Origin of the sequence: Dactylosporangium sp. CA-052675, from assembly GCF_050947935.1 — a bacterium.
Taxonomy (GTDB): Bacteria; Actinomycetota; Actinomycetes; order Mycobacteriales; family Micromonosporaceae; genus Dactylosporangium.
Genome location: NZ_CP192010.1, coordinates 616,681 through 639,860, shown reverse-complemented (window position 1 = coordinate 639,860; position 23,180 = coordinate 616,681). Strand labels below are relative to the sequence as shown.

Genomic DNA, 23,180 nt, shown 5'->3' with positions numbered 1-23,180 from the left:
AGAACTTACCCGCACTTGCCCACAAACGAAATGTCCTCCCGGACCGCCTCGATGCGGCGGTCCGGGAGGACGACTTCCGATCTTCGGGCTAGCCCAGCGAGCCGTCGGACGAGAACACCAGCGCGAGCGAGGCGGTGCCCTTCTTCAGGGCGTCCTTGCTCTGCGGGCCGCCGGCGTCGAGGCTCAGCACCTTGCCGAACTGGATGCCGTAGGTCTTCTCCAGGCCCGGCTGGCAGAACGGGCGCTGCGGGCACTCGGCGGGGCCGCCCAGGACGGTGGCCTGACCCGAGCACTTGGCCGCGAAGTCGCTGAGCGTCTTCAGGCCGTTCTTCGACGCGAACTCCGACGTCACCGCGAACGCGTTGCCGTCGGTCGCCTTCGACGCCTTGCCGAAGGCCAGGCCCTGCTTGCCGCCCAGGTCCTTCAGCGCGGTCACGGTCGCGTCGACGTCACCGGAGGCGAGCGTCTTGGCGTCCTTGCCGTTGACGGACTGGTTGATGAACTCGGTGAGGGTCGCGGCATACTCCGGGACGACCTGAATGTCGCCCTTGGTGAGCTGGCCGTAGTAGACCTCGCGCTTGCCGATGGTCTGCACCGAGGCGTCGTAGCCCGCGGCGTCGAGGACCAGTTCGTAGAGCGCGCCGAGGGTGGCGCTCTCGGAGAAGTCCGCGGCGCCGATCTTGACGGCCCCGCCCTTGCCCTTCTCCAGTCCGGTGGTGAGGTTCGCGGTCTTGGCGAACTCCTCCGCCGCGACCTTCGAGGTCTTGCGGTCGACGTCGACCGCCTTGTTGAGCGCGATCAGCTTCTCGGGGGTGAGTGCGTCCGAGACCTTGTCCAGCGCGGCGATGAGCGCCGGGTCGGCGACCTTCGCGTTGATCGCTGGAATCACGTTGTCCGCCAGCTGGAGCTTCTTGTCGTCATCGAGGACGACCAGCTTCTCCCCAGCGACCGGGGCGCATCCCGCCCCGCTGACGCTAGCCGGCGCCTCGGTGCCCGAGGACCCCGACTCACCGCAGGCGGCGAGGCCCACACCGGCGAGACAGAGGAATACCCCGAGCGTGGCGCGTATGGCTGTTCGCAAAACTTGGCCCGCCTTCCGTGTCCCGGCGCGATCACTGTGACCGGCCGCGTGTCCGACGGACGGCGCTTGAATGGCAAGAAAGCCCGCCCGCTGTCCAATAGGCAACTCCGGCGATGGAAATTCGGCAACCGCAACCAGGCACGTTTTCGTAACGACCGGTTACCGGCCTGTAGCACAGATCACCTTTTGCGCTCAGGAACGGCCCGCGGCCCGGCGAAGGACCTTTGGTGTGAGCTTGCGCTCAATGATCGCCATCACACCGTCGGCGATCAATGCCAGCCCGGCGACGAGGATCGCCCCGGCGAGAATCTGCCCGCCGTGGCCGGGGCCGAGACCGAAGCCGGCCGAGATGATCATGCCGAGCCCGCCGCCGTTGACCGCGGTGGCGAGCGTCGCCGTGGCCACCACCGTGGTCGTGGCGATGCGCAGGCCCGTGGCCAGGAACGGCACCGCGAGCGGGAGCTCCACGCGCAGGAGCTGCTGGGCCGTGGTCATGCCGACGCCCTTGGCCGCGTCGCGGACCTCGGGGTCGACCTCGCGCATGCCGGTGTACGCGTTGGCGAGCAGGGCCGGCAGCGAGAAGACCGCGAGCGCGATGATCACCGCGGGCTTGCCGAGGCCGATGGGCGTCAGCGACAGGATGGTCAGCAGCGCGATGACGGGGACGGCCTGGGTCAGGTTGGACAGCAGCACGATGACGCCGGAGGCGGCCCCGCGCCGACCCAGCAGGATGCCGACGGGCCACGCGACGGCGCAGCCGATCAGTACCGCCGCCAAGGAGATCTCGATGTGCTCCGTCAGGCGCTCGACGATCCCGCCCGGGTTGCTCCAGTTGAGGGGATCATTGAGCCACACGAATGCATCGTTGATCACGCTCATACCGCGCGCCTCCGCGTCCAAGGGGTCAGCGAACGGCTGACCAGAATGAGCACCACATCGAGCACGAGCGCGAGCGCGACGCAGGCGATCGCGGCCGTGGAGATCTCGGCCTTGTAGTAGTTGTTGCGGAAGCCGGCGAGGATCAGCGAGCCCAGCCCGCCGTGCGAGCCGACGATCGCGCCGACCGTGACCAACGCCACTGTCGATACGGTCGCGAGCCGCAGCCCGGTGAGGATGCCCGGCAGGGCCAGCGGCAGCTCGACGCGCCAGAGCCGGGCGGATCGGCTGTAGCCCATCGCGGTCGCGGCCTCGCGCACGTCGTCGGGCACCTGGAGCAGGCCGGTGAGGGCGTTGCGGATGAGCACGATCAGGGCGTACGACGTCAGCGCGAGAATCACCGGCGACCGCCCGGTGCCCATGAACGGGGCCAGGAAGGCGAGCAGGGCCAGCGACGGAATCGTGTAAAGCACGCCGGCTGATGTCAGAATCGGCGTGGCGAGCGGGCGCACCCAGTACGCCAGCACCGCCAGCGGAATCGCGATGACCACCGCGATCGCCACCGACCACAGCGTGATCACGACGTGGTCGAGCAGCGCATCCCGGATCGTGTCGGCGTTGTCCCGGACGTAGGACCAGGAGAACCAGGGGTTGCCCGCCTCACCGCGAGCCAGGAAGGACATGCGTGGACGTTACCGCGAAGCACGATGCCGCGCCGATCACGCTCGATCGGCTGCGCAAGGTGTATCCGGACGGAACGGTGGCGGTCGAGGAGCTCGGCCTCGAGATCGGCGCCGGCGAGGTCACGGTGCTGATCGGCCCGTCGGGCTGCGGCAAGTCGACGGTACTGCGGATGGTGAACCGCCTCATCGAGCCCTCCGGCGGCCGCATCCTCATCGACGGCACCGACGTCACGAACGCGGACCCGACGCAGCTGCGCCGGACCATCGGCTACGTGATCCAGAACGTCGGGCTCTTCCCGCACCAGAACGTGCGCACGAACGTCGGCACGGTGCCGCGGATGCTCGGCTGGGACAAGGGCCGGACCGCCGCGCGCACCGACGAACTGCTCGACCTCGTCGGGCTGCCCCCGGCGCAGTACGCCAAGCGCTACCCGCACGAGCTCTCGGGCGGCCAGCGCCAGCGGGTCGGCTTCGCCCGGGCGCTCGCGGCGGACCCGCGGGTGCTGCTCATGGACGAGCCGTTCTCGGCCGTCGACCCGATCAACCGGGGCCGGCTGCAGGACGAGTTCCTGCGGCTGCGGCGGGCGGTGCGCAAGACCACGATCCTCGTCACGCACGACCTGCAGGAGGCGATCAAGCTCGGGGACCGCATCGCGGTGCTCTCCGATCACGCGCAGCTGCAGCAGTACGCCACCCCGGCCGAGCTGCTCGCGCGGCCCGGCAACGAGTTCGTCGAGCGGTTCGTCGGCGAGGACCGCGGGATCATGCGGCTCTCGGTCACGCGCATCCCCGCCGACGGGCTGCGGCCGGTGGCGGAGGCCGGCGACGGCGCGCCGGTGGTGTCGTCCGGCGCGACGCTGCGGGAGGCGTTCGGGGCGATGCTGGCGGCGGGGCGCGGCGCCGTGGTGGTGCGCGACGGCGACTCGCCGATCGGCGCGCTCACCGCCGCCGACGTCCAGGTCGCCCTGGCGTCCGCGGCGGTGGACACGCCCGCGTGAGTCCGGCGGGGCGCGGCGCCGTGGTGGTGCGCGACGGCGACTTGCCGATCGGCGCGCTCACCGCCGCCGACGTCCAGGTCGCCCTGGCGTCCGCGGCGGTGGACACGCCCGCGTGAGTCCGGCGGTGCGGGCGGCGGTTACGGCCGCCGCCCGGCCATCGTCGCCAGGCCGATGATCCAGCCCACGATCAGGCCGTAGCCGGCGCCGCCGGCCGCGTTCGCGGTGGCCTGGCCGAACGACGGGTTCGACAGCAGGAACGAGGTGAGGAAGGCCGCCAGCGCGGCCGCGAAGATGTAGGCGGCCCACCCGGTGAAGATCGCCGAGATGGTGCCGCGCGACGAGGCCAGCTGGGCGCCGACCAGCAGCGTGATGAACAACGCGGTGAAGACGATCAGCAGGATGGCCTTGAGGTCGGCGCCGAGCAGGTCGCGCACGGACGCGTCGCTGTCGAAGGCCCAGGCCGGCCAGGCCAGGGTCTCCAGGAAGATGCCCCGGTCGCCCTTCTGGGTCCAGTCGACGTACCAGGGGCTGCCGAAGATCAGCACCAGCAGAAAGGCGACGAGCGTACCCGCACTCGTCGCGGTGCGGTAACGGGATCGCGTGATTGCCATGCCGGGATAAGGCCCCCCGGCCGCGAAAAATAAACCGGCGACGATTTGTGCTACTTGTCGGCTTTCATGATGTAGTCGATGAACGCGGCCCGCACGAGCGGCTCGTTCTCGCCGTACTCGTGCTTGGTGACCTCCCGCCACAGGGCGACGGCGTCGTCGATGGTCGCGTCGAGGGAGCCGATCCAGCCGTCCTGGGTGTCCTCGTCGCTGTACGTCACGTGCGTGAACAGATCCCAGAAGAACTTGATGTCGCGCTTCTGCCGCGCGATGGCGAACGCGCGGTCGCGCAGCTCCTCGGTGGAAAGGGCATCGAGCTGTTCGAGCGTGACGTCAGTCATGGTCACCAGGCTATCTGGTGCCCCAGCGCTCCTCGACTCCCCAGCCGCGATCGGAGTCGCGCGAGGTGTCGTAGGCGCTGGTGGCGGGCCAGCTCCCGGTGCGGCTCGAGGGCGGGGACCAGTTGTCGTCGGGCTCGGGCGGCGGCGCGGTGATCGACGGCGGGGTCCAGGGCGCCTCCTCGGCCTCCTGCGCCGCGGTGCGCGGGCGGCCGAAGGTCTCCACGAGCCGGGTCACCACCAGGCCGAGGCCGATCGCGCCGGCCGCGAGCGCGACCGGCTGCAGCTTCCAGCCCTCGGCCGCGGTGTACCGCAGCAGCAGCGTGATCACGGCGACCGCGAGCAGCGTGCCGAGCACCCCGCCCCGGCGGCCGAAGGCCGAGGTGCCGCCGGCCAGCGCCGCCCCGAGCGCGAGCGCGCCGACCGTGAACCCGCCGAAGGAGGCGCTCGCGTCGCCGGCCGCGACACCGCGCTCGTCGAGGGCCACGAGCACCCCGCCGACCGCCGCGAGCAGGGCCGACCCGGCCAGCGCCAGCCCGGTGAAGGTGGCCGCGCCGCCGCCGCGCCGGTCGGCGGGGTCGTGCACGGGCCGGAAGCGGCCGAGCCCGCGCCGCAGCGGCCGGATGACGCCCAGGGCGCCGCCGCCGGCCGCGAGCACGGCCACGCCGATCGCCCACCACATCGCGTGCGGGTGCGGGTCGTAGGCGCCGGCGACGAGCCGCTCGGCGGGCTGGTTCATGATCCAGGCGATGAGCGCGAGGGCGGCACCGAGGCTGGCCGCCCAGCCGGGCACGTGGAAGGCGACGACCAGCACCGCGATCACCACGCCGACGCCGACGGCGATGAGCCCGGTGATGGCGGCGGTCATGAGCAGGCCGCGGTCGGCGTTCTTGGCGAAGAAGAGGGCCGCGGCGAACGCGATCGGGCCGAGGGCCAGGTTGGGCGCGCCGGCCCGCAGGGTGAGGCCGGCGGCCACGGCGACCAGGCCGAGCTCGGCACCGGAGAGCAGCAGCGCGCGCAGCTCGGCGCCGCGCAGCGCCGCGGGGCTGGCGTCGCGGAGCAGGTACAGCAGCGCTCCCGCGGCCAGCAGCAGCACCAGCTCCCAGAGGGCGTGCACGGCATAGCGGTCGCGGCCGGGCTCGCCGTGCTCGGGGTCGTCGAAGACGTCGCCGAGCTGACGGGCGGTCGGGAGCCGGCGCCGGGCGTCGGGCTCCAGGCTCGCGGTGCTCTCGGCGGCCGGGGAGCCGTAGGCGGGCGAGACCGGGAAGCTGCCGGGGGTGTAGACGGACTGACTGGAGACGCCCAGCGTGGGCGCGTCCTCGGGCACGCCGCCCGACCGGAAGTCGGGCTCCTCCCGGAATCCGGGCTCACCGCGGAACCGCGAGTCGTCGTACGCCATGGCGCGCGCCTCCTGCCAGCCGACGGGTACGGGTCGCACAGTAACCGCGGAATGTGACCGGCGACAGACCCTCTCCATGAGGATCCTGCGCCGATCGGGCCGGATCCGCGCGCCGAGCGGATCCGGCGCCCCGATCAGGCGGGCTGGTCAGGCGTTCTGGTCGTCAGGGGTCCGGTCGCCGCCGGTCTGGCGGTTCTGCCGGGGCAGGTCCTTGTCCCGGTCGCTCGGGGGCACGCGGCAGGAGCGCTCCAGCCAGAGCGCGGCGGCGATGAGCACGATCGAGCCGGCCACGCCGAGCAGGGCCTGGGGCAGGTTCTCCGACACCTTGGCCAGCACGCCGCGCTGTGTGAGCAACCAGGTGGACAGGCCCACGTACATGCCGCCGAACAGGGCCGCGACCAGGGCGGAGGCCTTGCCCAGGACCGCGTACCGCGCGATCACCAGCGGCTGCAGCGGGCCGGCGCCCTCCTTGCGCAGGATGCGGTTGCGGGTGGAGTACGCCTCGATGCCCTCGAAGATCGCCAGGCCGATCAGGGTCAGCGGCGGCAGCCAGGGCAGCGTCGGCAGGCTGTTCCAGAAGTTGCTGATGGCGATCCAGGCCAGCGCCGTGGTGGCGAGCGCCGCGATCACGAGCGTGGCCGGGCGGGTCGGCTCCATCCGGCCCTTGGATCCGTTCGGTCCGTTCGTGTTGTGGTCTTCCGGTGACGGCGTGCCCATCTGCTTTCCGCTCCAGATCACGTATCGAGGTGGACGTCAACTCTTGGACGCAGGTCGGCGAGGTCGGCGGCGACCACGTCGGCGCGGAGCAGGTCGTTGACCCATCCGTGCCCCGGCAGCTGGGCGTACGGCTGGATGTCGAGCCAGGGCCGGAGCACGAATGCGCGCAGGTGGGCGCGCGGGTGCGGCAAGGTCAACTCGGGGTCGCCGGAAGTCACCGGCGCCCCGTCGTCGTTCCACACGGCAATCACGTCAACGTCCAGGGTACGCGGGCCGAAGCGGCGCGCGGGATCACGCACGCGTCCGGCCGCCTCCTCGAGCCGGTGGGCGGCCGCGAGCCAGTCCGCCGGGGCGGCGTCCGGGTCGGTCGCGAGCAGCACCGCGTTGAGGTAGTGCGGCTGGTCGGGATCACCCCAGGGGGGCGTCTCGTACACCCCCGAGACCAGGAACACCTTCTCCCCGAGCCCGGCGACGGCGCCCCGCAGGTGAGCCTCGCGGTCGCCGAGGTTGCTGCCGAGCGACAGCACGGCCAGGGTCACGCCGCCTCCTCGCTTCGCTCGCCGGTGGCGCGACCGAAAACCTGAGCCGCCCGGTGACCGGCCCCTCCGCTACGCCCCGGACCGGTCACGACCGCTCCCGGCGGATGACCACGGCCACGTCGGCGAACTGCAGCGGGATCGGGGCGTGCGGCTTGTGGACCGTGACGGTCGCGGCCCGCACCCGCTCGTCGGCCAGGCAGACGTCGGCGAGGCGCTGGGCCAGGGTCTCGATGAGGTCGACCGGCTCGCCGGAGACGACCGCGGCGAGCCCCTCGGCCAGCTCGCCGTAGTGCACGGTGTCCTTGACGTCGTCCGAGGCCGCGGCCGGGCGCAGGTCGAGCTCGAGGTCGACGTCGATCACGAAGTCCTGGCCCTCGCGGCGCTCGAAGTCGAACACGCCGTGGAAGCCGCGGACCGTGAGCCCCCGCAGGGCGATCCGGTCGCTGCTGTCCGGTCTCACTCCGCCGCCCTCATCGCCTGCCACACCTTGATCGCATCCACGTTGCCACGGACGTCGTGAACCCGCACGCCCCACGCGCCGGCGGCGACCGAGAGCACCGTGGTGGCGACGGTCGCGGCCTCGCGGTCATCGGCCGGGCGGTCGTGGCCCTCGGCGTCGGCCAGCAGGCGGCCCAGGTGCGACTTGCGGCTGGAGCCGACCAGCACCGGGTGGCCGAGCGCGACCAGGTCGGGCAGGTGGGCGGCGAGCCGCCAGGTGTGCTCGGGCCGCTTGGCGAAGCCGAGCCCGGGATCGAGGATGATCCGCTCGGGGTCGACGCCGGCGGCGACCGCGGCGTCCACGCGCTCGAGCAGCTCGGCGGCGACCTCCTTGACCACGTCGCCGTACACCGCCAGCTCCGCCATCCGCCGGGAGTGCCCGCGCCAGTGCATGAGCACCCACGGGCACCCGGCCGCGGCCACCACCCGGCCCATGTCGGGGTCGGCGAGGCCCCCGGAGACGTCGTTGACCAGCGCGACCCCGGCCTCCAGGGCGGCGGCGGCGACCGCGGCGCGGGTGGTGTCGATGCTCATCGCGATGCCCTCGGCGTGCAGGGCGCGGATGACCGGCAGCACGCGGGCGGACTCGGTCGCGGCGTCGACGCGCCCGGCCCCCGGACGGGTGCTCTCCCCGCCCACGTCGACGATGTCGGCGCCCTCGGCGGTCATCTGGCGCGCGTGGGCCACCGCGGCCTCGAGGTCCGCGTAGCGACCACCGTCGGAGAAGCTGTCCGGGGTCACGTTGAGCACGCCCATCACGAGCGGCGTTGAACGTCGCAAGACCATCACTTGAATGAAGGTACTCAACTCAATGCGGCCGCCCGGTGGCGACCTGCGACAACCTCCGGGGGAAGGCGCTCAGCCACCTCACGAGGCACACTGTGCACACTGACCACGCTTCGGTCAGCTTGTTGGAAAGAGGGCTGCAACGTACTCTCTGCAAGTGAACGTTATTCGGACCGTTAAACCCGACAAAGGGTATTTAGCAGGGCAAACGCCCGGATAAGGTTCCGCCGGAGGACGACACAGCAGCCAGGGTTGTACCCCTGGGTCGTCTTTTCGGCGAGGCTTAACGCGCGGCGTGCACCTCGCCCGTCGCGCCTCCGGGGAGGTCTGATGATGTTGATGGAGATCGGCCAGGCGATGTGGGGCTCGGCCGCACGCGCCGTGGATGCGATCGCCCTCGCGCCGACGCCAACACCCGAGCCGAAGACGATCAACACCGACGGCATCCTGACGTTCTTCACGACCAAGATCGTGCCGATCCTGCTGGCGGCGCTGGGCGTCATCTTCATCGGCCGGGCCAGCAAGGGTGAGGTCTCGCGCGTCCTGACGAGTTCGGCGATCGCGATCATCGGCCTGGCATTCGTGGCCGGCGCGGCGTCGCTGTTCTTCTTCGGTGACTCGCTGGTCAGCCTCATCTTCAAGTAGGTCTGACCTGCCATGCGCCTGCGCACCGACGACGACATCTACCGGGCCCGACTGGTCTACCTCGGCCCGCCGGGCTACACGCTGCCCATTCAGCTGCCATACGCGCAGTACGGGGTGTTCGCGCTGCTGGTGCCGCTGTTCATGTTCATCCGCTACCTGATCACGCTGCACGTCGACTACTTCCCCGCCTACGAGATCGCCCTCGCGATCGTGGCGACGTCGCTGATCTTCCGTTACGTCGACCCCGATCGACCTGCCCGCATGGTGGTCCGCACCGCCCTGACCGACTGGCGTCACACGCGCGAGCCCAGCTCCGAGCAGCGTGACGCCCGCCTGGTCGCGTCGAAGGTGCGCATCCGCCCGGACCTCACCGGTGATCTCGTATGACCACTCCGCCTCCCCGCAAGTCCGGGGGCTATCAGGACCGCTCGGACATCGACGACGACGCTGCGCAGTCAACCGACTACGATGGCGGACTTCGGGCGGCGGCCGAGGGCGGTCGCGTCGCGATGTTCCGCGGCACCGGACCCGGCGCGCCGGGCTCGTCGCGCCCCGCGGGCGAGCGGGGCGCGAACGGCGGCACGGGCCGCTCCGGCGGACCGCAGCGGCCGGTGAGCGCCCAGCCCGCGCCCGAGGTCGACTCGCCGTTCCTGGGCCTGTTCGACGATCAGCCCGGCGGTCCGCCGCGCGACCGGCTGCGGGCACTGGAGCCGGGCCCGGGCCACGCCGACCGCGTCCAGCCCGTCTCCGGCATCCCGATCTCCGCCGCGCCGTCGTCGGGGGCGCCGCGGGCCCCCGAGGACCTGCGCGCGCCGAAGCGGGCGATTCCGCGCACCCCCGCCTCCGCCAACGGCGAGCGGCACGTGACGCGGCCGGCGCTGAGCGACCGGCCCGCGGCCCCGCCCGCCCGGCCGGCGCTTCCCGAGCGGCCGGCGTACGACAACTGGACCGAGAGCAACGGGCGTCCGGCGCTGCGCGGGCGGCCCGAGCGGCCCTCCGCGCCCGGGCGTGACCCGTCGGGCGAGCACCCGCCGCTCGGCGATCGCCACCCGGCCGCGGGTCCGGCCCGTGCCGGGGAACGGATCACGCCGACGGACCAATGGGCCGCGCAACGGTATGGGGCACCCGCGGGACGGCCTGCTGCCGGCGGTACACCCCGGAAGGCGGTGACCACGGCTCCGCCGCCACCGGCGCGACGGACCCAGCCCGCCCGCGGCGTCCCCGCCCAGCAGCCGCCCCGGCCGCCTCGCGCGACCCCGCCCCCGCAGCGGGGCCGCAGGACGCCGCTGGACAAGGTGCCGAAGCCGAAGCAGAAGGACCGCAGCGCGGCGATCGACCTGGCGATCACCGAGATCGCCGGGCACCTGACGTTCACGCCGAACACGGTCACGGCCTGGTACTGGCTGCCCGAGGTGCGCTGGGCGTTCCGCCCCGACGCCGAGCGGGAGGCGCTGCTGTCGGCGATCTCCGAGCAGTACGCGGGCCTGGCCGGCTTCCGGCTGCACCTGCGGCGCACGACCCGGCCGTTCCCGGCCGACCAGTGGGCGCGCGTGGTCGACGGCAACACGCCGAACCCGCTGCCCTCCGTGCCCGGCGCGCCCTCGTGGTCCGACCACCTGGTCAACGCCCAGAAACACCTGCTGTCGATCAATCACGCCGAGGGCCAGACGTACCTCGGGATCGCCTTCGCCCGCCGCACGCTGGGCGACACGCTGTCCGAGCGCATCGGGTCACTGTTCAAGCGCGGGGTCGCCGACGCCGAGCGGCGCCGCATGGCCCGCACCGTCGAGCAGTTCGACGAGGTGCTGGGCGCCTTCGGCATGCGCGGCCGGCGGGTCACCGCGTTCGAGCTGGAGTGGCTGCTGTACCGGTCGGTGGCGCTGTGCATGTCCCCGCCCGGGCACATCGCCTCGCTCGACGGGTCCTGGGACGCGGGCGACCTGCTGGCGCTGACCGAGGCGGTGGAGCGGTATCGCACGCCGTACGGATCCACGGTGAAGCTCGTCAATCGCCAGACCGGCGAGGAGCGCCACGTCGCCGTGCTGACCGTCGGGCGCATGGAGCCCCTGGAGATCCCCGAGCGGCACGAGCCGTGGCTGCACTTCCACGAGCGGCTGCCGTGGCCGATGGAGCTGTCGTCGCGGATCGACATCCTGGGCCCGAACGACTCCTTCCGCAACCTCGAGCACCGCCTGCGCCTGATCCGCTCCCAGCAGGCCGACTACTCCGAGCACGGCATCGACGCGCCCCCGGAGCTCGAGCGCCTGGCCAAGCGCGCGCTCACGATCGGCGACGAGATCAGCACCGGCCTGCCCGTCGACTCGTCCCGCGCGCACGGCTGGCATCGCGTCGCGGTCGGCGGTCGTACCCGGGAGGAATGCCTCGAACGGGCCCGCCGGATCACGCAGATGTACTCGCGGGAGATGCGCGTCGCGCTGCAGCACCCGAAGAACCAGGACTGGCTCGCGCGCGAATTCATCCCGGGCGAGCCGCTGGCCAACACCGGCTACCTGCGCCGCATGCCGGTCAAGCTCTTCGCGGCCGCGCTGCCCCAGGCCGCCTCGACCGTGGGCGACCGCCGCGGCGACCTCATCGGGCGCACGGCGGGCACCTCGCGCCGCCCGGTCTTCCTCGACCTGCACTTCCCGATGGAGGTGCGGGAGCGCTCGGGCCTCGCCGTCTTCGTGGCCGAGCCCGGCGGTGGCAAGTCGACCCTCATGGGTGCGCTGGGCTATCTGTCCGCGCGGCGCGGCGTCCAGGTGACCCTGCTGGACCCGTCCGGACCGCTCGCGCGCCTGTGCAGCATGCCGGAGCTGGCGCCGTATTCGCGCGTGCTCAACCTGACCGGCTCGGAGCAGGGCACACTCGCCCCCTATGCCCTCATCCCTACCCCGCAACGCGGCCATTACGCCCCCGGCCCGGCCGGCGATCGCGAGTTCGAGATCGCGGTCTCCAACGCCCGCGCCGAGCGCCGCATGCTCGTGCAGGACATCTGCATGATGCTCGTACCACCCCAGGTGGCCCGCGAGGCCTCGACGGCGACGATGCTGCGCCACGCGGTCCGTCAGGTGCCGGCCGAGGAGTCCTCGACGCTCGAGGACGTCATCCGCTCGCTGCGCGACACCGGCGACCACGACGCCACCGAGCTCGGCAACCTGCTGCTCGACACCGCCGAGATGCCGCTGGCCATGCTCTTCTTCGGCTCCCCGCCCGCCGGCCTGCTCGGCGCCGACGCGGCCCTGACCGTCATCACGATGGCGGGCCTGCGGCTGCCCGACCTCAAGATCGAGCGCGAGTACTGGTCGGCCGAGGAGTCGCTCGCCCTGCCGATGCTGCACACCGCCCACCGCCTCGCCGTGCGCCGCTGCTACGGCGGCGACATGTCCCAGCGCAAGCTCGTGGGCCTGGACGAGGCCCACTTCATGGAGGGCTGGCGCTCGGGCCGCTCCTTCCTGGTCCGCCTCGCCCGCGACTCCCGCAAGTGGAACCTGGCCGCGCTCGTCGCCTCCCAGAACCCGAAGGACATCCTGGGCCTGGACGTGCAGAACCTCGTCTCGACCGTCTTCGTGGGTCGCATCGCCGAGGACAGCGAGATCGCGGCCGAGGCGCTGCGGCTGCTGCGCGTTCCCACCGACGTCGGCTACGAGCAGACCCTGGCGGCCCTCTCCCAGGTGGACACCAGCTCCTCGTCGCGCCTGGGCTTCCGCGAGTTCGTGATGCGCGATGTGGACGGGCGCGTCCAGAAGGTGCGCGTGGACGTTTCTTATGTTGCGGATCTGCTGCGGTACCTCGACACCACGCCCGGCGGCGTTCCGAGCGAGGCCGCGGTACGCGGCGAAGTCGTAGACATCCACCCTGACGACGACGCGGAGGATGATCTGTGAGACGCCTGCCCGTGTACGTGGCCGTGGTCCTCGTCGCGGCCTTGGCAACCCTCTTCGGCGCCCCCGCCACCTCCGCTTCGGCTTCTCCGTCATATGCCCCCGGCGACAAGCTCTGCAGCATTGAAGAGTGGAAAGTACCCGCAAACTTCAACGACTGCGCTGCCAGCCTCAAAAGCGATATCGCCGGCAAGGCCAGCTGCTTGGACGCACCAATTCCCGACAGCCCTGACGCTGGAATGGCCGGCTGGTTCGCACAGCATCCGTCCGATGCTGTGGGCGATAGCATAATGGGCCGGTACACCCAATATGGTTACGCTGGCTATGATTTCAACACTTACGACCTCAAGTGCACAGCTACAGTGACGAATCCAAGCGCCGAATTCGAAAACACTGTCGCCAACGGTGAGTTCGTCGTGGCAACGTCGATCATCGGTGCATCAAATGCGATGCGTGAACGCGCCTGGGACGCATCGTACATGTGGGGCTGGGCAGATCCAATGGTCGACCGGACCACCAAAGCCATTTACGATAGGGTGTTCACACCGTTTGGCGCAATAACGCTTGCAATCGTAGGAATGTACCTCCTTTGGCGATCACGACAGTCCGACATGTCCAACGCGATGACAACCGCCGGCTGGGCAATCTTCGTCATGGTGCTTATGACCGCATTGGCAACCTGGCCAAGCTGGTCCGCACAACTCGCCGACAGAGCGCTTACTTCAAGTCTCGGCTTGATTCACGATGCCGTCGGCCCCCCAGCGCAACAGAAGAATAGCGACGCGCCGCTGTGTCAAAGACATCCCGAATCATGCATCGACCATCGCACGCCGGCACTCCGCGCCAGCGATGCAGTTACCGATGGACTGCTGTACCAAAACTGGCTGCGAGGCACGCTCGGCTCCGCAGACAGCGTGACTGCCCAGAAGTATGGGGAAGCACTTTACGATGCAAGATCATTTACATGGGATGAGATCGACGAAATTCGCACGGACGAAGCGAACGTCCGCGCGAGGAATGAAGTCCATGCGGCAAACAATGAGCCGCTCGAAACCTCGAGCGTCCGAGCCCAGAAGATGCAAGAAAAGGGCGATCGCTGGAAGGAAATAGCCGAGCGAATTAGGATCGAAGATCCTGAGGCGTATCAACACCTTCAGGGAATAAAGGGCATGGATCGCATCGGTGCGGGATTCCTGGCGATTCTCTCGGCCCTCTTTTTCGCACTGTTCGACCTCACGGCGTCAGTACTGGTGATCCTTGGGTTCCTGCTTTTCCGGTGGGCGGTTATCGCCGCACCGATGCTTGGCACCATCGGACTACTGCGACCAGCTAACGCCGGCCTCCGGCGGCTGGGCAACGCCGTCATCGCGGCGGTCTTCAACATCATCATCTTCGGCACCGGATCGGCGGTCTATTTGTTCGCCGTTTCCCAGATTTTGACAGCTGCACTTGCCCCCTGGCTGCAGGTCGTGCTCATCTGGCTCACCGGGGTCGTCGGATGGCTTCTGCTGAGGCCCTACCGACGGATCACGCAGCTCGGCGGGAAGGACTCGACGCGGGCGATCACGTCCGCCGGGAGTTGGCACCGGCTGTTCATGCGGGACGTGCGGGCGGCCGCAGCGCTCAAGGTGGTTGACGCTGGAGGGACCAAAGAGCCGGGACCGCAGCGCAGCGGGGAGCTGCAGGTGTCGCAGCGACCCGAGGCCCGCAACGAGGACACCGTCTCAGCTGGCAGCGGTGCCGGGGTGGCTGCGGAGCGGCCGGAAACCGGCGGGAACAAGAGCGGTGCTGGGCAGCAGCGGCCTCGGCGGCGAGAGTCGACGTGGGAGGAGCCCGACCTTCCGGCTGAGAACGCTCCGTCTTATTCGATCTATCGGCCCGGCTCGGACGATTCCTCTGGGTCCACGACCGGGCGCGGGGGCGCTCGCCGGCCTGAGTCGGCGAGCTTGCCGGGGTAGGCGACGATGCGGACGGTCCTGCGGTTGCTCGGGACGCGGTATGGCGTCGCGTTGGTCCTGGTCGTGATCGTGCTTGTGATCGTCACGCTCGGGCGGACGGTGCTCGACGACGAGCGCGGGGGCTCGGCCAACGACGCGGTCGGGCCGACCGTGGAGCCGGTGCCGAAATCAGCGGATCCCTTCATCTCGCTCGGGGACGACGGGGTCGACGAGTCCGTCGCGCCTGCACCGTCGCTGAGCAAGGGGGCCGCCGACGCCGCGACCGTAGCGACTCGGTTCGCCAAGGCGTGGCTGCGCAAGCCAGGGGTCACCGGGGACCAGTGGCGGGCCGGGCTCAAGCCGGACGCTTCGACGGATCTGATGGCATCGCTCGCCGACACTGATCCCGCTGACGTGCCGACATCGACGATCACCGGGACCGCGCAATTGCAGGCCAATGGCGCGACGACCGTGGCCCGGGTCCCGGCGGAGGGCGGGACGATCGTGCTCGGGCTGCAGGTCTCGGGCGGACGCTGGCAGGTCACCTCGCTGGACTGGGAGATGGCATGAGCGGTGTCGGAGAAGACGAGGATTTTGAGGAACCGGGGCGGAGAAGGTTCATCGGCCCGGCGCTGTTGGCGGTAGTGTGCTCAGCGCTGCTGCTGGTGTGCTGCGCGGGCGCTGCGGTGGCGTTCTTCTTCGACGCGTCCCGCAAGACGCAGAACTACGACATCGGCTGCGGCAACGGGCAGCTCGTCAATGCCGCCGCCAACCTGCCGAGCCACCGTGAACTCTCCGAAGAGCAGGTCCGCAACGCCGCGGTTATCGTGCGGGTAGGGCAGGACCTGAAGGTGCCGCCGCGGGGCTGGGTGATCGCGGTCGCCACCGCCATGCAGGAATCCAGCCTGCACAACCTGCCGAACCTTGGCGCGCGCAACGACCATGACTCCCTAGGGCTCTTCCAACAGCGGCCGAGCACGGGTTGGGGCACGCCGCAGCAGATCATGGACCCGCAGTACGCCTCGCGGAAGTTCTACGAAAAACTGCTGACCGTCGCCGGCTGGGAGCGGATGAGCCTCACCCAGGCCGCGCAGAAGGTGCAGCGCAGCGCGTACCCGGATGCGTACGCCAAACACGAGCAGCTCGCGAGCACGGTCGTCAACTCGCTGACCGGTGGCGCCGCGCGTGCGGCCGCCGGCTCGACCAATCTCCAGTGCGTCAGCGGGGAGCAGATCGCAGCGTCGGGCTGGACGGCCCCGGTCGGCGGTGAGGTCGGCTCGGGCTTCCGCACCGCCGACCGGCCTACCCATCAGGGCGTCGACCTCATCGTCAAGCGCGGTACCCTGATCCGTGCCGCCGCCGCCGGAATCGTGGTGAAGGTGCGCTGCCAAGCGCACTTGGCCAACGGCACCGATTGGGGCTGCTGGCGCGACGGCTCGCCGTCGGTGCTCGGCTGCGGGTGGTACGTGGAGATCCAGCACGCGAACGGAATCCTCACACGGTACTGCCACATGGTGAAGCAGCCGAGCGTCGTTGTGGGTCAGCACGTCGCCCCCGGTCAGGAGATCGGATTCACGGGCACGACCGGCCATTCCTCCGGCCCTCACGTCCATTTCGAGGTCCATCTCAACAGCGATCCGAGCAACAACGGTGCAATCGACCCGGTGCCGTTCATGCAGCGGATGGGGGCACCTTTGGGAATGAAGCCGTGACCGATCTGCCTGGCGACGCGGAGTTTCCCGATTGGGATCTGCTGGCCGGCGACTCGGCCAGAACGCCGGCCGGCATCGAGCTGGTCGCCGCCTCGTCATTGCGTGACCTCCGCGGCCGCCGCGCTGTCGTCGGCGTCCCGGGCCTGGGCTGGCGGGCCGACATCCGAATCGACAACGTGGTCGTTCAGGCCAGCCGCACGTATGTGCCGGCCTTGCCGGAGCAGGAGTGGTATCGCGCCGAGTCGGAGCAGACCGAGGTGTTCGCTCCGCTAGTCCCCCTGGAGCGGGTCTGGGTCGAGCGGGTCTCGAGTGCGGTCACAGCGTCCGCGGAACTCATGCTGGTATCGCTCGATGCGCCACCGCAGCGTCCGCCGCGACCGGCCCGCGACGTCAAGGCGATCACCGGCTTGCGAGTCGTCCGAGTGGCCGGTCCGGAGGACAAGACCGGCCGCGATCAGCGTGACCTGCGCGCGGTCACCGAGGCGTACAACAGCGCCGAAGGCGACATCTGCATTCGCGTCTGTCGTGAGCTGGAATGGTACAGATGGGCCTGGAGCGGCCAGCCTCCCAAAACACTAGAGGTGCCCATCCACCTCCTCTGGGCGGAATAGTCATCAATTTAGGCGATGGGCGCCGCACACCCGCCAGCCGTCCTCGTGCACCAAGTCGAAACGCCATCTTTCCCTGGCAACGCTCGCATAGTTCTGTGGTCCTGAGGCTAAGACCAGGTCCGTCTCAATCTCGGCTTTGTCTTCAGACGGATACTTGAGATCAAGCGCGGACGCATTGGCCTTGATCGCCCCCGCTGACTGAGCTTTGCTCGCTTCCAGCACGCTGACCAGCTCATCGATCTCGCTCAGGTTCGGGGAACGGCAGATCAACTGCTGGACGCGTTCTGGTCGGGCGCCGTTGAACCGCGCATCGAGGTATCCCTCAAGCGCCCCACCCGGCGTGTCCGTGTTTGGCTTCGTGACCTTGTTGTAGTAAATGATGCCCAACCCGATGCCGCTTAGGCAGACGAACGCCGCTATGCCTAGCAAGGTCCACAGGACCGTGCGGCGGGCGAGTTTGCGTTGCCTCGGGTCCTTTGCAGGGGGAGGCGGCGGGGGCGGCCCTGTGCGGGGGCGGCCCAGGGGCGCGTCCTTGTCAACGATCTCGCCCTCAAGGACCTCGTTCTCGCCCGAACGCGAGCGTGGAATCGACCGCCCGTGGTCGACGTCCGGCTCGTTGGGAATCGATGGGTCCACGCCCCAGAGGCTAGCCGCCAAGCGCCCCCAGAGCACCCTCCCGCGCCGGGAAGATCCGAAGGCGACGCGGCTACCTGCGACAACGCGTAAGCCCCATGGCGCCTGCTGACGAGAATGCCCGTCTGCGTTACCGTTCCCGTCATCTGCTTGGATCGGAAGGGGCACGGTGGCACGCCTGCGGGCACGGATCGAGCGAGCGGCTGCGCAGCATCGGCACACCGCTGCGCTGATCGCCGCCGCCGGGCCGATCCTCGAGAAGTACTCTCCCAACGCCGCCCCCGCGGAGCAGTACGCCGAACAGCACGACCTCGCCGCGAGTCTGCGCTCCAACAGCGCGCTGCTCGCGCCCGGGTGGCTCGGGGCGCAGCTGGACGCCCTGGCGCCCAGCACGCCGCTCGGCGGGCCGCTGCCGCCCACGTTCGTGCGGGTCGGGCAGGCGCATCCGCTGGATGACGCGCGGTTCCCGGTGATCGTGCCGCTGCTGCGGGCCGGCCACATCGCGATCGACGCCGATGCGCGCGACGCGCGCGTGGGTGGGCTGCTGCGCAGTCTCGTCCTGCGGCTGCTCGCCTCCTCACCGCCCGGCTCGGTGCGGATTCGGGCCATCGACGCCGTGGTCGACGGCGGGACCTTCGACTGGTTCACCGGGATCGACTCGATCATGCCGCGGCCCGCCAGCGACGCCGAAGGGCTGCGCAGCGTGCTCGACGAGGGCGAGCGCTGGCTCGCCGCGCGCACCGACGGGCCGGCCCCCACGCTGTTGATCGTCATCGCGTCGCTGCCCGAGCTCACCGAGGGGCGCGACCTGGCGCGCATCGCGCAGCTCGCGCACGCCGGGCCGGCCGGGCGGCTGCACCTGATCGCGGCGGGCTGGCCGCCGCCGCCGCTGACGCAGGAGACGACCCAGGCGCCGCTGCCGCACGCGACCCAGATCGCGATCCGCAACCCGCACGCGTGGGTCGGCGACCCGCCCGGCACCACGTTCTCCGGCACCGGCACCGGCCCGAGCCGGCTCAACGCCCCGGTGTACCTCGACCCCGACCCGCCCGTCGAGCTCGTCCGCCGGGTCTGCGCACAGCTCAGCGGGCCGTGGACGGCGCCGCCGGTGCCGGTGGGCGAGCCGAGCCGGACGGCCTGGCTCGAATACGTGGCGGCCGGCCAGCGCCTCGACGCCGTGCGGCGCGAGGTGATCGCGATCGTGGCCGAGCACAAGTCGGCGCTCAAGGCCGCCCAGCAGGACCTGCACAACATCCGGGCCAAGCTCGCGCACCACGAGGCCTACCTGTCCGAGGTGGCCGGCGAGGCGGGCGGGCGCCCCCTGGAGCTGCGCCCCGCGTGGCCGGAGATCCAGGCCGCGCACAACGCGCTGACCTCGGGCCCGCAGCCGGTCGACCCGCGCCGCGGCGCGCCGATGGCCCCGCCTCCGCCGCCGGCCGCGCTCACCGGCGGCAGTGGTGCCTGGCCGCAGGGGCAGCGCATCCCCACGCCCCCGGTCAGCGCGCCCCCGTGGCCGCCGGTGTCGGGCGCGCCCCCGGTGTCGGGGGTGCCGACGTCCGCCATGCCGGGGACGCCGGCCGTCGCGAGGGCCGCGGGGTCCACGACGGGCGGCTATCCGGTGGTCGTACCGCGCAGTGCCCCCCCGATCCCCCCGAACCCGCACAACACCGGGTCGATCCCGCGCATCCCCGTCAGCGGCGTGCCGAACCGCGTCAGCGGCGTGCCCGTGTCCGGCCCGGGCGGAGTCGTGGGAACGGGCGTCGTAAGCCCGCTCAGCCCACCGGTGCCGGGGTCGGTGCCGGGCAGGGTGTCCGCGGCACTGCGAATGGCCGCGGGCGGTCTGAAGCGCTCTGAGGCGGAGTTGACGGCCCCGGGTCGCCAGGCGGCGTCCAACCGCCGCGTGTGGGTCAACGCCGGCGTCTACTTCCTGTTCGCGCTCCTGGCCGCCATCGTGCAGATCCCGGCGCTGCTGGCGAGCGAGGACCTGACCGGAGCCGGTCTTCTGGCCCTTCCCTGTGCGCTGGTACTGCCGGCGCTCTCCTTCGGACTCGGCTGGCTGACCATCGGCGCGATGACCCGCCGCACGACGTCCCGGACCCCGGTGCTGGGCCTGGTCATCAGCCTGATCGCCCTGATACCGATCCTCGTGTTCGGCGGCGTGATCCTGTTCTTCTGAGCGCCCGGCGAACGCGGAAAAGCGAAGACTCCCAACGCCCTACGAACGCGAAAGGCGAACAGCGCCTCGCGAGCACGAAAAGCGAAAGGCGAACAGCGCCTCGCGAGCGCGACAAGCGAACGGATCGGCGCGGCGGCGGGAAGACGGCCACACGAAAGACCCCCTGTGTCCGGTCCGGGCACAGGGGGTACGAATGCGGCAATCAACCGTGCATGATCAGCGCCATCGCCTCGGAGCGCGACTTGGCGTCGTCGCGAAGCAGTCCCCGGACCGCCGACGTGATCGTGCGCGAGCCACCCTTCTGGATGCCCCGCATCGACATGCACATGTGCTCGCACTCGATGACCACGATGACGCCCCGCGGCTCGAGCTGGGCCATGAGCAGGTCCGCGATCTGCGAGGTCAGCCGCTCCTGCACCTGCGGCCGCCGCGCGAACACCTCGACCAGCCGCGCCAGCTTCGACAGCCCGGTGATGCGCCCGTCGACGCCGGGGATGTAGCCGATGTGCGCGACGCCGTGGAACGGCAGCAGGTGGTGCTCGCACATCGACTGGACCTCGATGTCCCGCACGAGCACGAGCTCCTCGTGGTCGGCCTCGAAGGTCGTGTTCAGCACCTGGGCCGGGTCGACGCGCAGCCCCGCGAACAGCTCGGCGTAGGCCCGGGCGACGCGGGCCGGCGTCCTGCGCAGCCCGTCGCGATCGGGGTCCTCGCCGACCGCGGTGAGGATCTCCCGTACCGCGGCCTCGATGCGCTTCAGATCGACGTTGCGCTCCACCTCGACCCCGCCCAGCCGGCCGCTGACGAGCCGCGCCGCGACGTGATCCAGCTCCTGGTCGGCAACGAGCCCGACACCATTGTCGGTGTCGGGCTCGGTGCCGCTGTGCTCGCTCAGTGCGTGCCGTCCGGGGTCTCGCCCCCGCCGATGCGGACGTGGTCGTCCGCGCCGAAGCCGGTGGGCTGGGCGACCTCGGAGCCGTTCGCGCCGGCCTCGATCGCGCGCCGCCGACGGCCGTTGCCGCTGTAGGGCGCCATCGGGGGCCGCTTGACCACGCGCGCGCAGATGCGGGTCATGTCGGCCTGCGAGATGGTCTCCTTCTCCATGAGCTCCTCGACGATGTTGTCGAGGACATCGCGGTACTCGACCAGGATCTCCCAGGCCTCGTCGTGCGCGATCTCGATGAGGGAGCGCATCTCGGCGTCGATCTCCGCCGCGATCTTCTCGGAGTAGTCCCGCTCGTGGCCCATGGTGCGGCCCAGGAACGGCTCGCCGTCGCCGGTGCCGTACTTGACGGCGCCCAGCTTGGCGCTCATGCCGTACTCCGTGATCATCGACCGGGCGAGCGCGGTCGCCTTCTCGATGTCGTTGCCGGCGCCGGTGGTCGGCTCGTGGAAGACGAGCTCCTCGGCGGCGCGACCGCCCAGCGCGTACGCCAGCGTGTCGATCATCTCGGAGCGCGTCTGGGTGTACTTGTCCTCGGTGGGCAGGACCAGCGTGTGACCCAGCGAGCGGCCGCGCGACAGGATGGTCACCTTGTGCACCGGCGCTGAGTGGGGCAGCGCCCAGGCGACGAGCGCGTGACCACCCTCGTGGTACGCCGTGACCTTCTTCTCGTGCTCGCTCATCACGCGGGTGCGCCGCTCCGGGCCGGCGATGACCCGGTCGATGGCCTCTTCGAGGTAGTCGTTGGTGATCGCCCGCTTGTCGTTGCGGGCCGCCAGCAGCGCCGACTCGTTGATCACGTTGGCCAGGTCGGCACCGGTGAAGCCGGGCGTGCGACGGGCGACCGAGTCGAGGTCGACGTCGGGCGTGAACGGCTTGCCCTTCGCGTGCACCCGCAGGATCGCCTTGCGGCCCTCCATGTCGGGGCGGTCGACCGCGATCTGCCGGTCGAAGCGGCCCGGGCGCAGCAGCGCCGGGTCGAGGATGTCGGGCCGGTTGGTCGCGGCGATCAGGATGACGCCGCCCTTGGTGTCGAAGCCGTCCATCTCGACCAGCAGCTGGTTGAGCGTCTGCTCGCGCTCGTCGTGCCCGCCGCCCATGCCGGCGCCGCGGTGGCGGCCGACGGCGTCGATCTCGTCGACGAAGACGATGGCGGGCGCGTTGGCCTTGGCCTGCTCGAACAGGTCGCGGACGCGGGAGGCACCGACACCGACGAACATCTCGACGAAGTCCGAGCCGGAGATCGAGTAGAACGGCACGCCCGCCTCGCCGGCGACGGCCCGCGCGAGCAGCGTCTTACCGGTTCCGGGCGGCCCGTAGAGCAGCACGCCCTTCGGGATCTTCGCGCCGAGCGCCTGGTACTTCGCCGGCGCCTGCAGGAAGTCCTTGATCTCGTGGAGCTCCTCCACCGCCTCGTCCGAGCCGGCCACGTCGGCGAACGTCGTCTTCGGGGTGTCCTTGGAGATCAGTTTCGCCTTGGACTTGCCGAAGTTGAGCACCCGGGAGCCGCCGCCCTGCATCTGCGACATGAACAGCAGCAGCAGGACCACCAGCACCGCGATCGGCAACAGGTTGATCAGCAGGCTGATGAAGATGTTGTCCTGGGTGACGTTGACGTTGTACTCGTCGAGCTTCTTCGCCGCCTGCAGCGTGCTGAGCTCGTTCTGGAGTTCGTCGGCGCTCTGCGAGGAGAACTGGCCCTGGATCTTGTTGGTCTCCGTGCCCTTGACCTTGATCTTGTTCCTGAGATCGAGGTTGAGCGTCTGCTCCTTGTCCTGGATCACAGCCTTCTTCGCGTTGCCACTGCGAAGCTGCTCGAGCACGACGGACGTGTCCGCCTTCGTGTAGCTCGGGCCGGAAGTGAAGAAGGAACTGAGCACGATGGCACCGATGATCACCAGAAGGATCCAGACCACCGGCCGGCGGAACAAACGGGTACGTTCCATGTTGTCGTCGGACGCCGCGGCGCCCGGCCCCTCCATCCGTAAGGCCGTCAACCGCGCCGGACCCACTTTCCGACGCGGTGCCGAAAGCGCCGCCAAGGTATGGGCTCAGTTGACGCTTGCGACCATTTGACGGTACACCGTGGCACCGACAGTCGCGGATCGGCGTAGGCCGG

At 70.4% G+C, this 23,180-nt stretch carries 21 protein-coding genes and 1 pseudogene; 9 read left to right on the top strand and 13 right to left on the bottom strand.

Annotation, left to right across the window (positions count from 1 at the left end; genetic code table 11):
- Positions 1-88: 88 nt before the first annotated feature.
- The 3 genes and pseudogenes from ACQP1P_RS02845 to ACQP1P_RS02835 form a co-directional block, all read right to left on the bottom strand.
- Positions 89-1,179, bottom strand: a pseudogene (locus tag ACQP1P_RS02845) (glycine betaine ABC transporter substrate-binding protein).
- Positions 1,180-1,273: 94 nt separating this feature from the next.
- Complete coding sequence (locus ACQP1P_RS02840; protein WP_433082813.1) at positions 1,274-1,960, bottom strand: ABC transporter permease; 687 nt, start codon at positions 1,958-1,960, stop codon at positions 1,274-1,276.
- Positions 1,957-2,640, bottom strand: a complete 684-nt coding sequence (locus ACQP1P_RS02835) for an ABC transporter permease (RefSeq protein WP_433082811.1) — start codon at positions 2,638-2,640, stop codon at positions 1,957-1,959. The genes ACQP1P_RS02840 and ACQP1P_RS02835 overlap by 4 nt, the downstream gene beginning before the upstream one ends.
- Before the next feature lie 2 nt (positions 2,641-2,642).
- Here ACQP1P_RS02835 and ACQP1P_RS02830 point away from each other — a divergent pair, with 2 nt between their 5' ends.
- Positions 2,643-3,638, top strand: a complete 996-nt coding sequence (locus tag ACQP1P_RS02830; RefSeq protein WP_433082809.1) for an ABC transporter ATP-binding protein — start codon at positions 2,643-2,645, stop codon at positions 3,636-3,638.
- Between the two features lie 137 nt (positions 3,639-3,775).
- On the opposite strand, the gene ACQP1P_RS02825 is transcribed toward ACQP1P_RS02830, so the two are convergent.
- From ACQP1P_RS02825 to folP, 7 genes are all read right to left on the bottom strand, one after another.
- Positions 3,776-4,249, bottom strand: a complete 474-nt coding sequence (locus tag ACQP1P_RS02825) for a hypothetical protein (RefSeq protein WP_433082807.1) — start codon at positions 4,247-4,249, stop codon at positions 3,776-3,778.
- Positions 4,250-4,299: 50 nt separating this feature from the next.
- Positions 4,300-4,587: a hypothetical protein gene (locus ACQP1P_RS02820; RefSeq protein WP_433082806.1), complete on the bottom strand. Its 288-nt coding sequence runs from the start codon at positions 4,585-4,587 to the stop codon at positions 4,300-4,302.
- Positions 4,588-4,597: 10 nt separating this feature from the next.
- A complete protein-coding gene (locus ACQP1P_RS02815) occupies positions 4,598-6,022 on the bottom strand; it encodes an ABC transporter permease (protein WP_433082804.1) in 1,425 nt (474 codons plus the stop codon).
- 108 nt (positions 6,023-6,130) lie between these two features.
- On the bottom strand, positions 6,131-6,640 hold the full coding sequence (locus tag ACQP1P_RS02810) for a DUF3180 domain-containing protein (RefSeq protein ID WP_433082802.1): 510 nt from the start codon (positions 6,638-6,640) through the stop codon (positions 6,131-6,133).
- Between the two features lie 77 nt (positions 6,641-6,717).
- A complete protein-coding gene (gene folK, locus ACQP1P_RS02805) occupies positions 6,718-7,239 on the bottom strand; it encodes a 2-amino-4-hydroxy-6-hydroxymethyldihydropteridine diphosphokinase (protein WP_433082800.1) in 522 nt (173 codons plus the stop codon).
- A gap of 85 nt (positions 7,240-7,324) precedes the next feature.
- A complete protein-coding gene (gene folB / locus ACQP1P_RS02800; RefSeq protein ID WP_433082798.1) occupies positions 7,325-7,699 on the bottom strand; it encodes a dihydroneopterin aldolase in 375 nt (124 codons plus the stop codon).
- Positions 7,696-8,523, bottom strand: a complete 828-nt coding sequence (gene folP / locus ACQP1P_RS02795) for a dihydropteroate synthase (RefSeq protein WP_433089796.1) — start codon at positions 8,521-8,523, stop codon at positions 7,696-7,698. The genes folB and folP overlap by 4 nt, the downstream gene beginning before the upstream one ends.
- A gap of 330 nt (positions 8,524-8,853) precedes the next feature.
- On the opposite strand from folP, the gene ACQP1P_RS02790 reads away from it, so the two are divergent.
- The 7 genes from ACQP1P_RS02790 to ACQP1P_RS02760 are packed head-to-tail and all read left to right on the top strand — an operon-like array spanning position 8,854 to position 17,309.
- Positions 8,854-9,168 carry a hypothetical protein gene (locus ACQP1P_RS02790; RefSeq protein WP_350612348.1) on the top strand — a complete coding sequence of 105 codons (315 nt, stop codon included), beginning with the start codon at positions 8,854-8,856 and terminating at the stop codon, positions 9,166-9,168.
- A gap of 12 nt (positions 9,169-9,180) precedes the next feature.
- The gene (locus tag ACQP1P_RS02785; protein ID WP_426509814.1) at positions 9,181-9,555 is read left to right on the top strand and encodes a hypothetical protein; all 375 of its coding nucleotides are present in this window, start codon (positions 9,181-9,183) and stop codon (positions 9,553-9,555) included.
- On the top strand, positions 9,552-13,052 hold the full coding sequence (locus tag ACQP1P_RS02780) for an ATP-binding protein (RefSeq protein ID WP_433082795.1): 3,501 nt from the start codon (positions 9,552-9,554) through the stop codon (positions 13,050-13,052). Before ACQP1P_RS02785 ends, ACQP1P_RS02780 begins: the two co-directional genes overlap by 4 nt.
- Positions 13,049-15,007, top strand: coding sequence for an MFS transporter (locus tag ACQP1P_RS02775; protein WP_433082793.1), 1,959 nt, complete (start codon positions 13,049-13,051; stop codon positions 15,005-15,007). The genes ACQP1P_RS02780 and ACQP1P_RS02775 overlap by 4 nt, the downstream gene beginning before the upstream one ends.
- Positions 15,008-15,013: 6 nt before the next feature.
- Positions 15,014-15,556, top strand: coding sequence for a hypothetical protein (locus ACQP1P_RS02770; RefSeq protein ID WP_433082791.1), 543 nt, complete (start codon positions 15,014-15,016; stop codon positions 15,554-15,556).
- On the top strand, positions 15,553-16,698 hold the full coding sequence (locus ACQP1P_RS02765; RefSeq protein WP_433082789.1) for a M23 family metallopeptidase: 1,146 nt from the start codon (positions 15,553-15,555) through the stop codon (positions 16,696-16,698). Before ACQP1P_RS02770 ends, ACQP1P_RS02765 begins: the two co-directional genes overlap by 4 nt.
- The gene (locus ACQP1P_RS02760) at positions 16,695-17,309 is read left to right on the top strand and encodes a hypothetical protein (RefSeq protein WP_433082787.1); all 615 of its coding nucleotides are present in this window, start codon (positions 16,695-16,697) and stop codon (positions 17,307-17,309) included. Before ACQP1P_RS02765 ends, ACQP1P_RS02760 begins: the two co-directional genes overlap by 4 nt.
- A 3-nt stretch (positions 17,310-17,312) precedes the next feature.
- Here ACQP1P_RS02760 and ACQP1P_RS02755 read toward each other — a convergent pair whose 3' ends face one another.
- Positions 17,313-17,945 (bottom strand): hypothetical protein, encoded by a 633-nt coding sequence (locus ACQP1P_RS02755; RefSeq protein ID WP_433082786.1) that lies wholly within the window; start codon positions 17,943-17,945, stop codon positions 17,313-17,315.
- A gap of 166 nt (positions 17,946-18,111) precedes the next feature.
- Between ACQP1P_RS02755 and ACQP1P_RS02750 the strand changes: the two genes are divergently transcribed.
- Positions 18,112-20,118: a hypothetical protein gene (locus ACQP1P_RS02750; RefSeq protein WP_433082784.1), complete on the top strand. Its 2,007-nt coding sequence runs from the start codon at positions 18,112-18,114 to the stop codon at positions 20,116-20,118.
- Positions 20,119-20,320: 202 nt separating this feature from the next.
- Here ACQP1P_RS02750 and folE read toward each other — a convergent pair whose 3' ends face one another.
- Both folE and ftsH read right to left on the bottom strand, forming a co-directional pair.
- The gene (gene folE, locus ACQP1P_RS02745; RefSeq protein ID WP_433089794.1) at positions 20,321-20,947 is read right to left on the bottom strand and encodes a GTP cyclohydrolase I FolE; all 627 of its coding nucleotides are present in this window, start codon (positions 20,945-20,947) and stop codon (positions 20,321-20,323) included.
- A 62-nt stretch (positions 20,948-21,009) separates the two neighbouring features.
- The gene (gene ftsH / locus ACQP1P_RS02740) at positions 21,010-23,007 is read right to left on the bottom strand and encodes an ATP-dependent zinc metalloprotease FtsH (protein WP_433082782.1); all 1,998 of its coding nucleotides are present in this window, start codon (positions 23,005-23,007) and stop codon (positions 21,010-21,012) included.
- Positions 23,008-23,180: the final 173 nt, after the last annotated feature.

Coding starts and splice junctions, on each gene's coding strand:
- ACQP1P_RS02825 (WP_433082807.1), bottom strand. CDS start 4,249: ATGGCAATCACGCGATCCCGTTACCGCACCGCGACGAGTGCGGGTACG.
- folP (WP_433089796.1), bottom strand. CDS start 8,523: ATGGTCTTGCGACGTTCAACGCCGCTCGTGATGGGCGTGCTCAACGTG.
- ACQP1P_RS02790 (WP_350612348.1), top strand. CDS start 8,854: ATGATGTTGATGGAGATCGGCCAGGCGATGTGGGGCTCGGCCGCACGC.
- ftsH (WP_433082782.1), bottom strand. CDS start 23,007: ATGGAACGTACCCGTTTGTTCCGCCGGCCGGTGGTCTGGATCCTTCTG.
- ACQP1P_RS02840 (WP_433082813.1), bottom strand. CDS start 1,960: ATGAGCGTGATCAACGATGCATTCGTGTGGCTCAATGATCCCCTCAAC.
- ACQP1P_RS02785 (WP_426509814.1), top strand. CDS start 9,181: ATGCGCCTGCGCACCGACGACGACATCTACCGGGCCCGACTGGTCTAC.
- ACQP1P_RS02765 (WP_433082789.1), top strand. CDS start 15,553: ATGAGCGGTGTCGGAGAAGACGAGGATTTTGAGGAACCGGGGCGGAGA.
- ACQP1P_RS02835 (WP_433082811.1), bottom strand. CDS start 2,640: ATGTCCTTCCTGGCTCGCGGTGAGGCGGGCAACCCCTGGTTCTCCTGG.
- ACQP1P_RS02770 (WP_433082791.1), top strand. CDS start 15,014: ATGCGGACGGTCCTGCGGTTGCTCGGGACGCGGTATGGCGTCGCGTTG.
- ACQP1P_RS02810 (WP_433082802.1), bottom strand. CDS start 6,640: ATGGAGCCGACCCGCCCGGCCACGCTCGTGATCGCGGCGCTCGCCACC.
- ACQP1P_RS02820 (WP_433082806.1), bottom strand. CDS start 4,587: ATGACTGACGTCACGCTCGAACAGCTCGATGCCCTTTCCACCGAGGAG.
- ACQP1P_RS02780 (WP_433082795.1), top strand. CDS start 9,552: ATGACCACTCCGCCTCCCCGCAAGTCCGGGGGCTATCAGGACCGCTCG.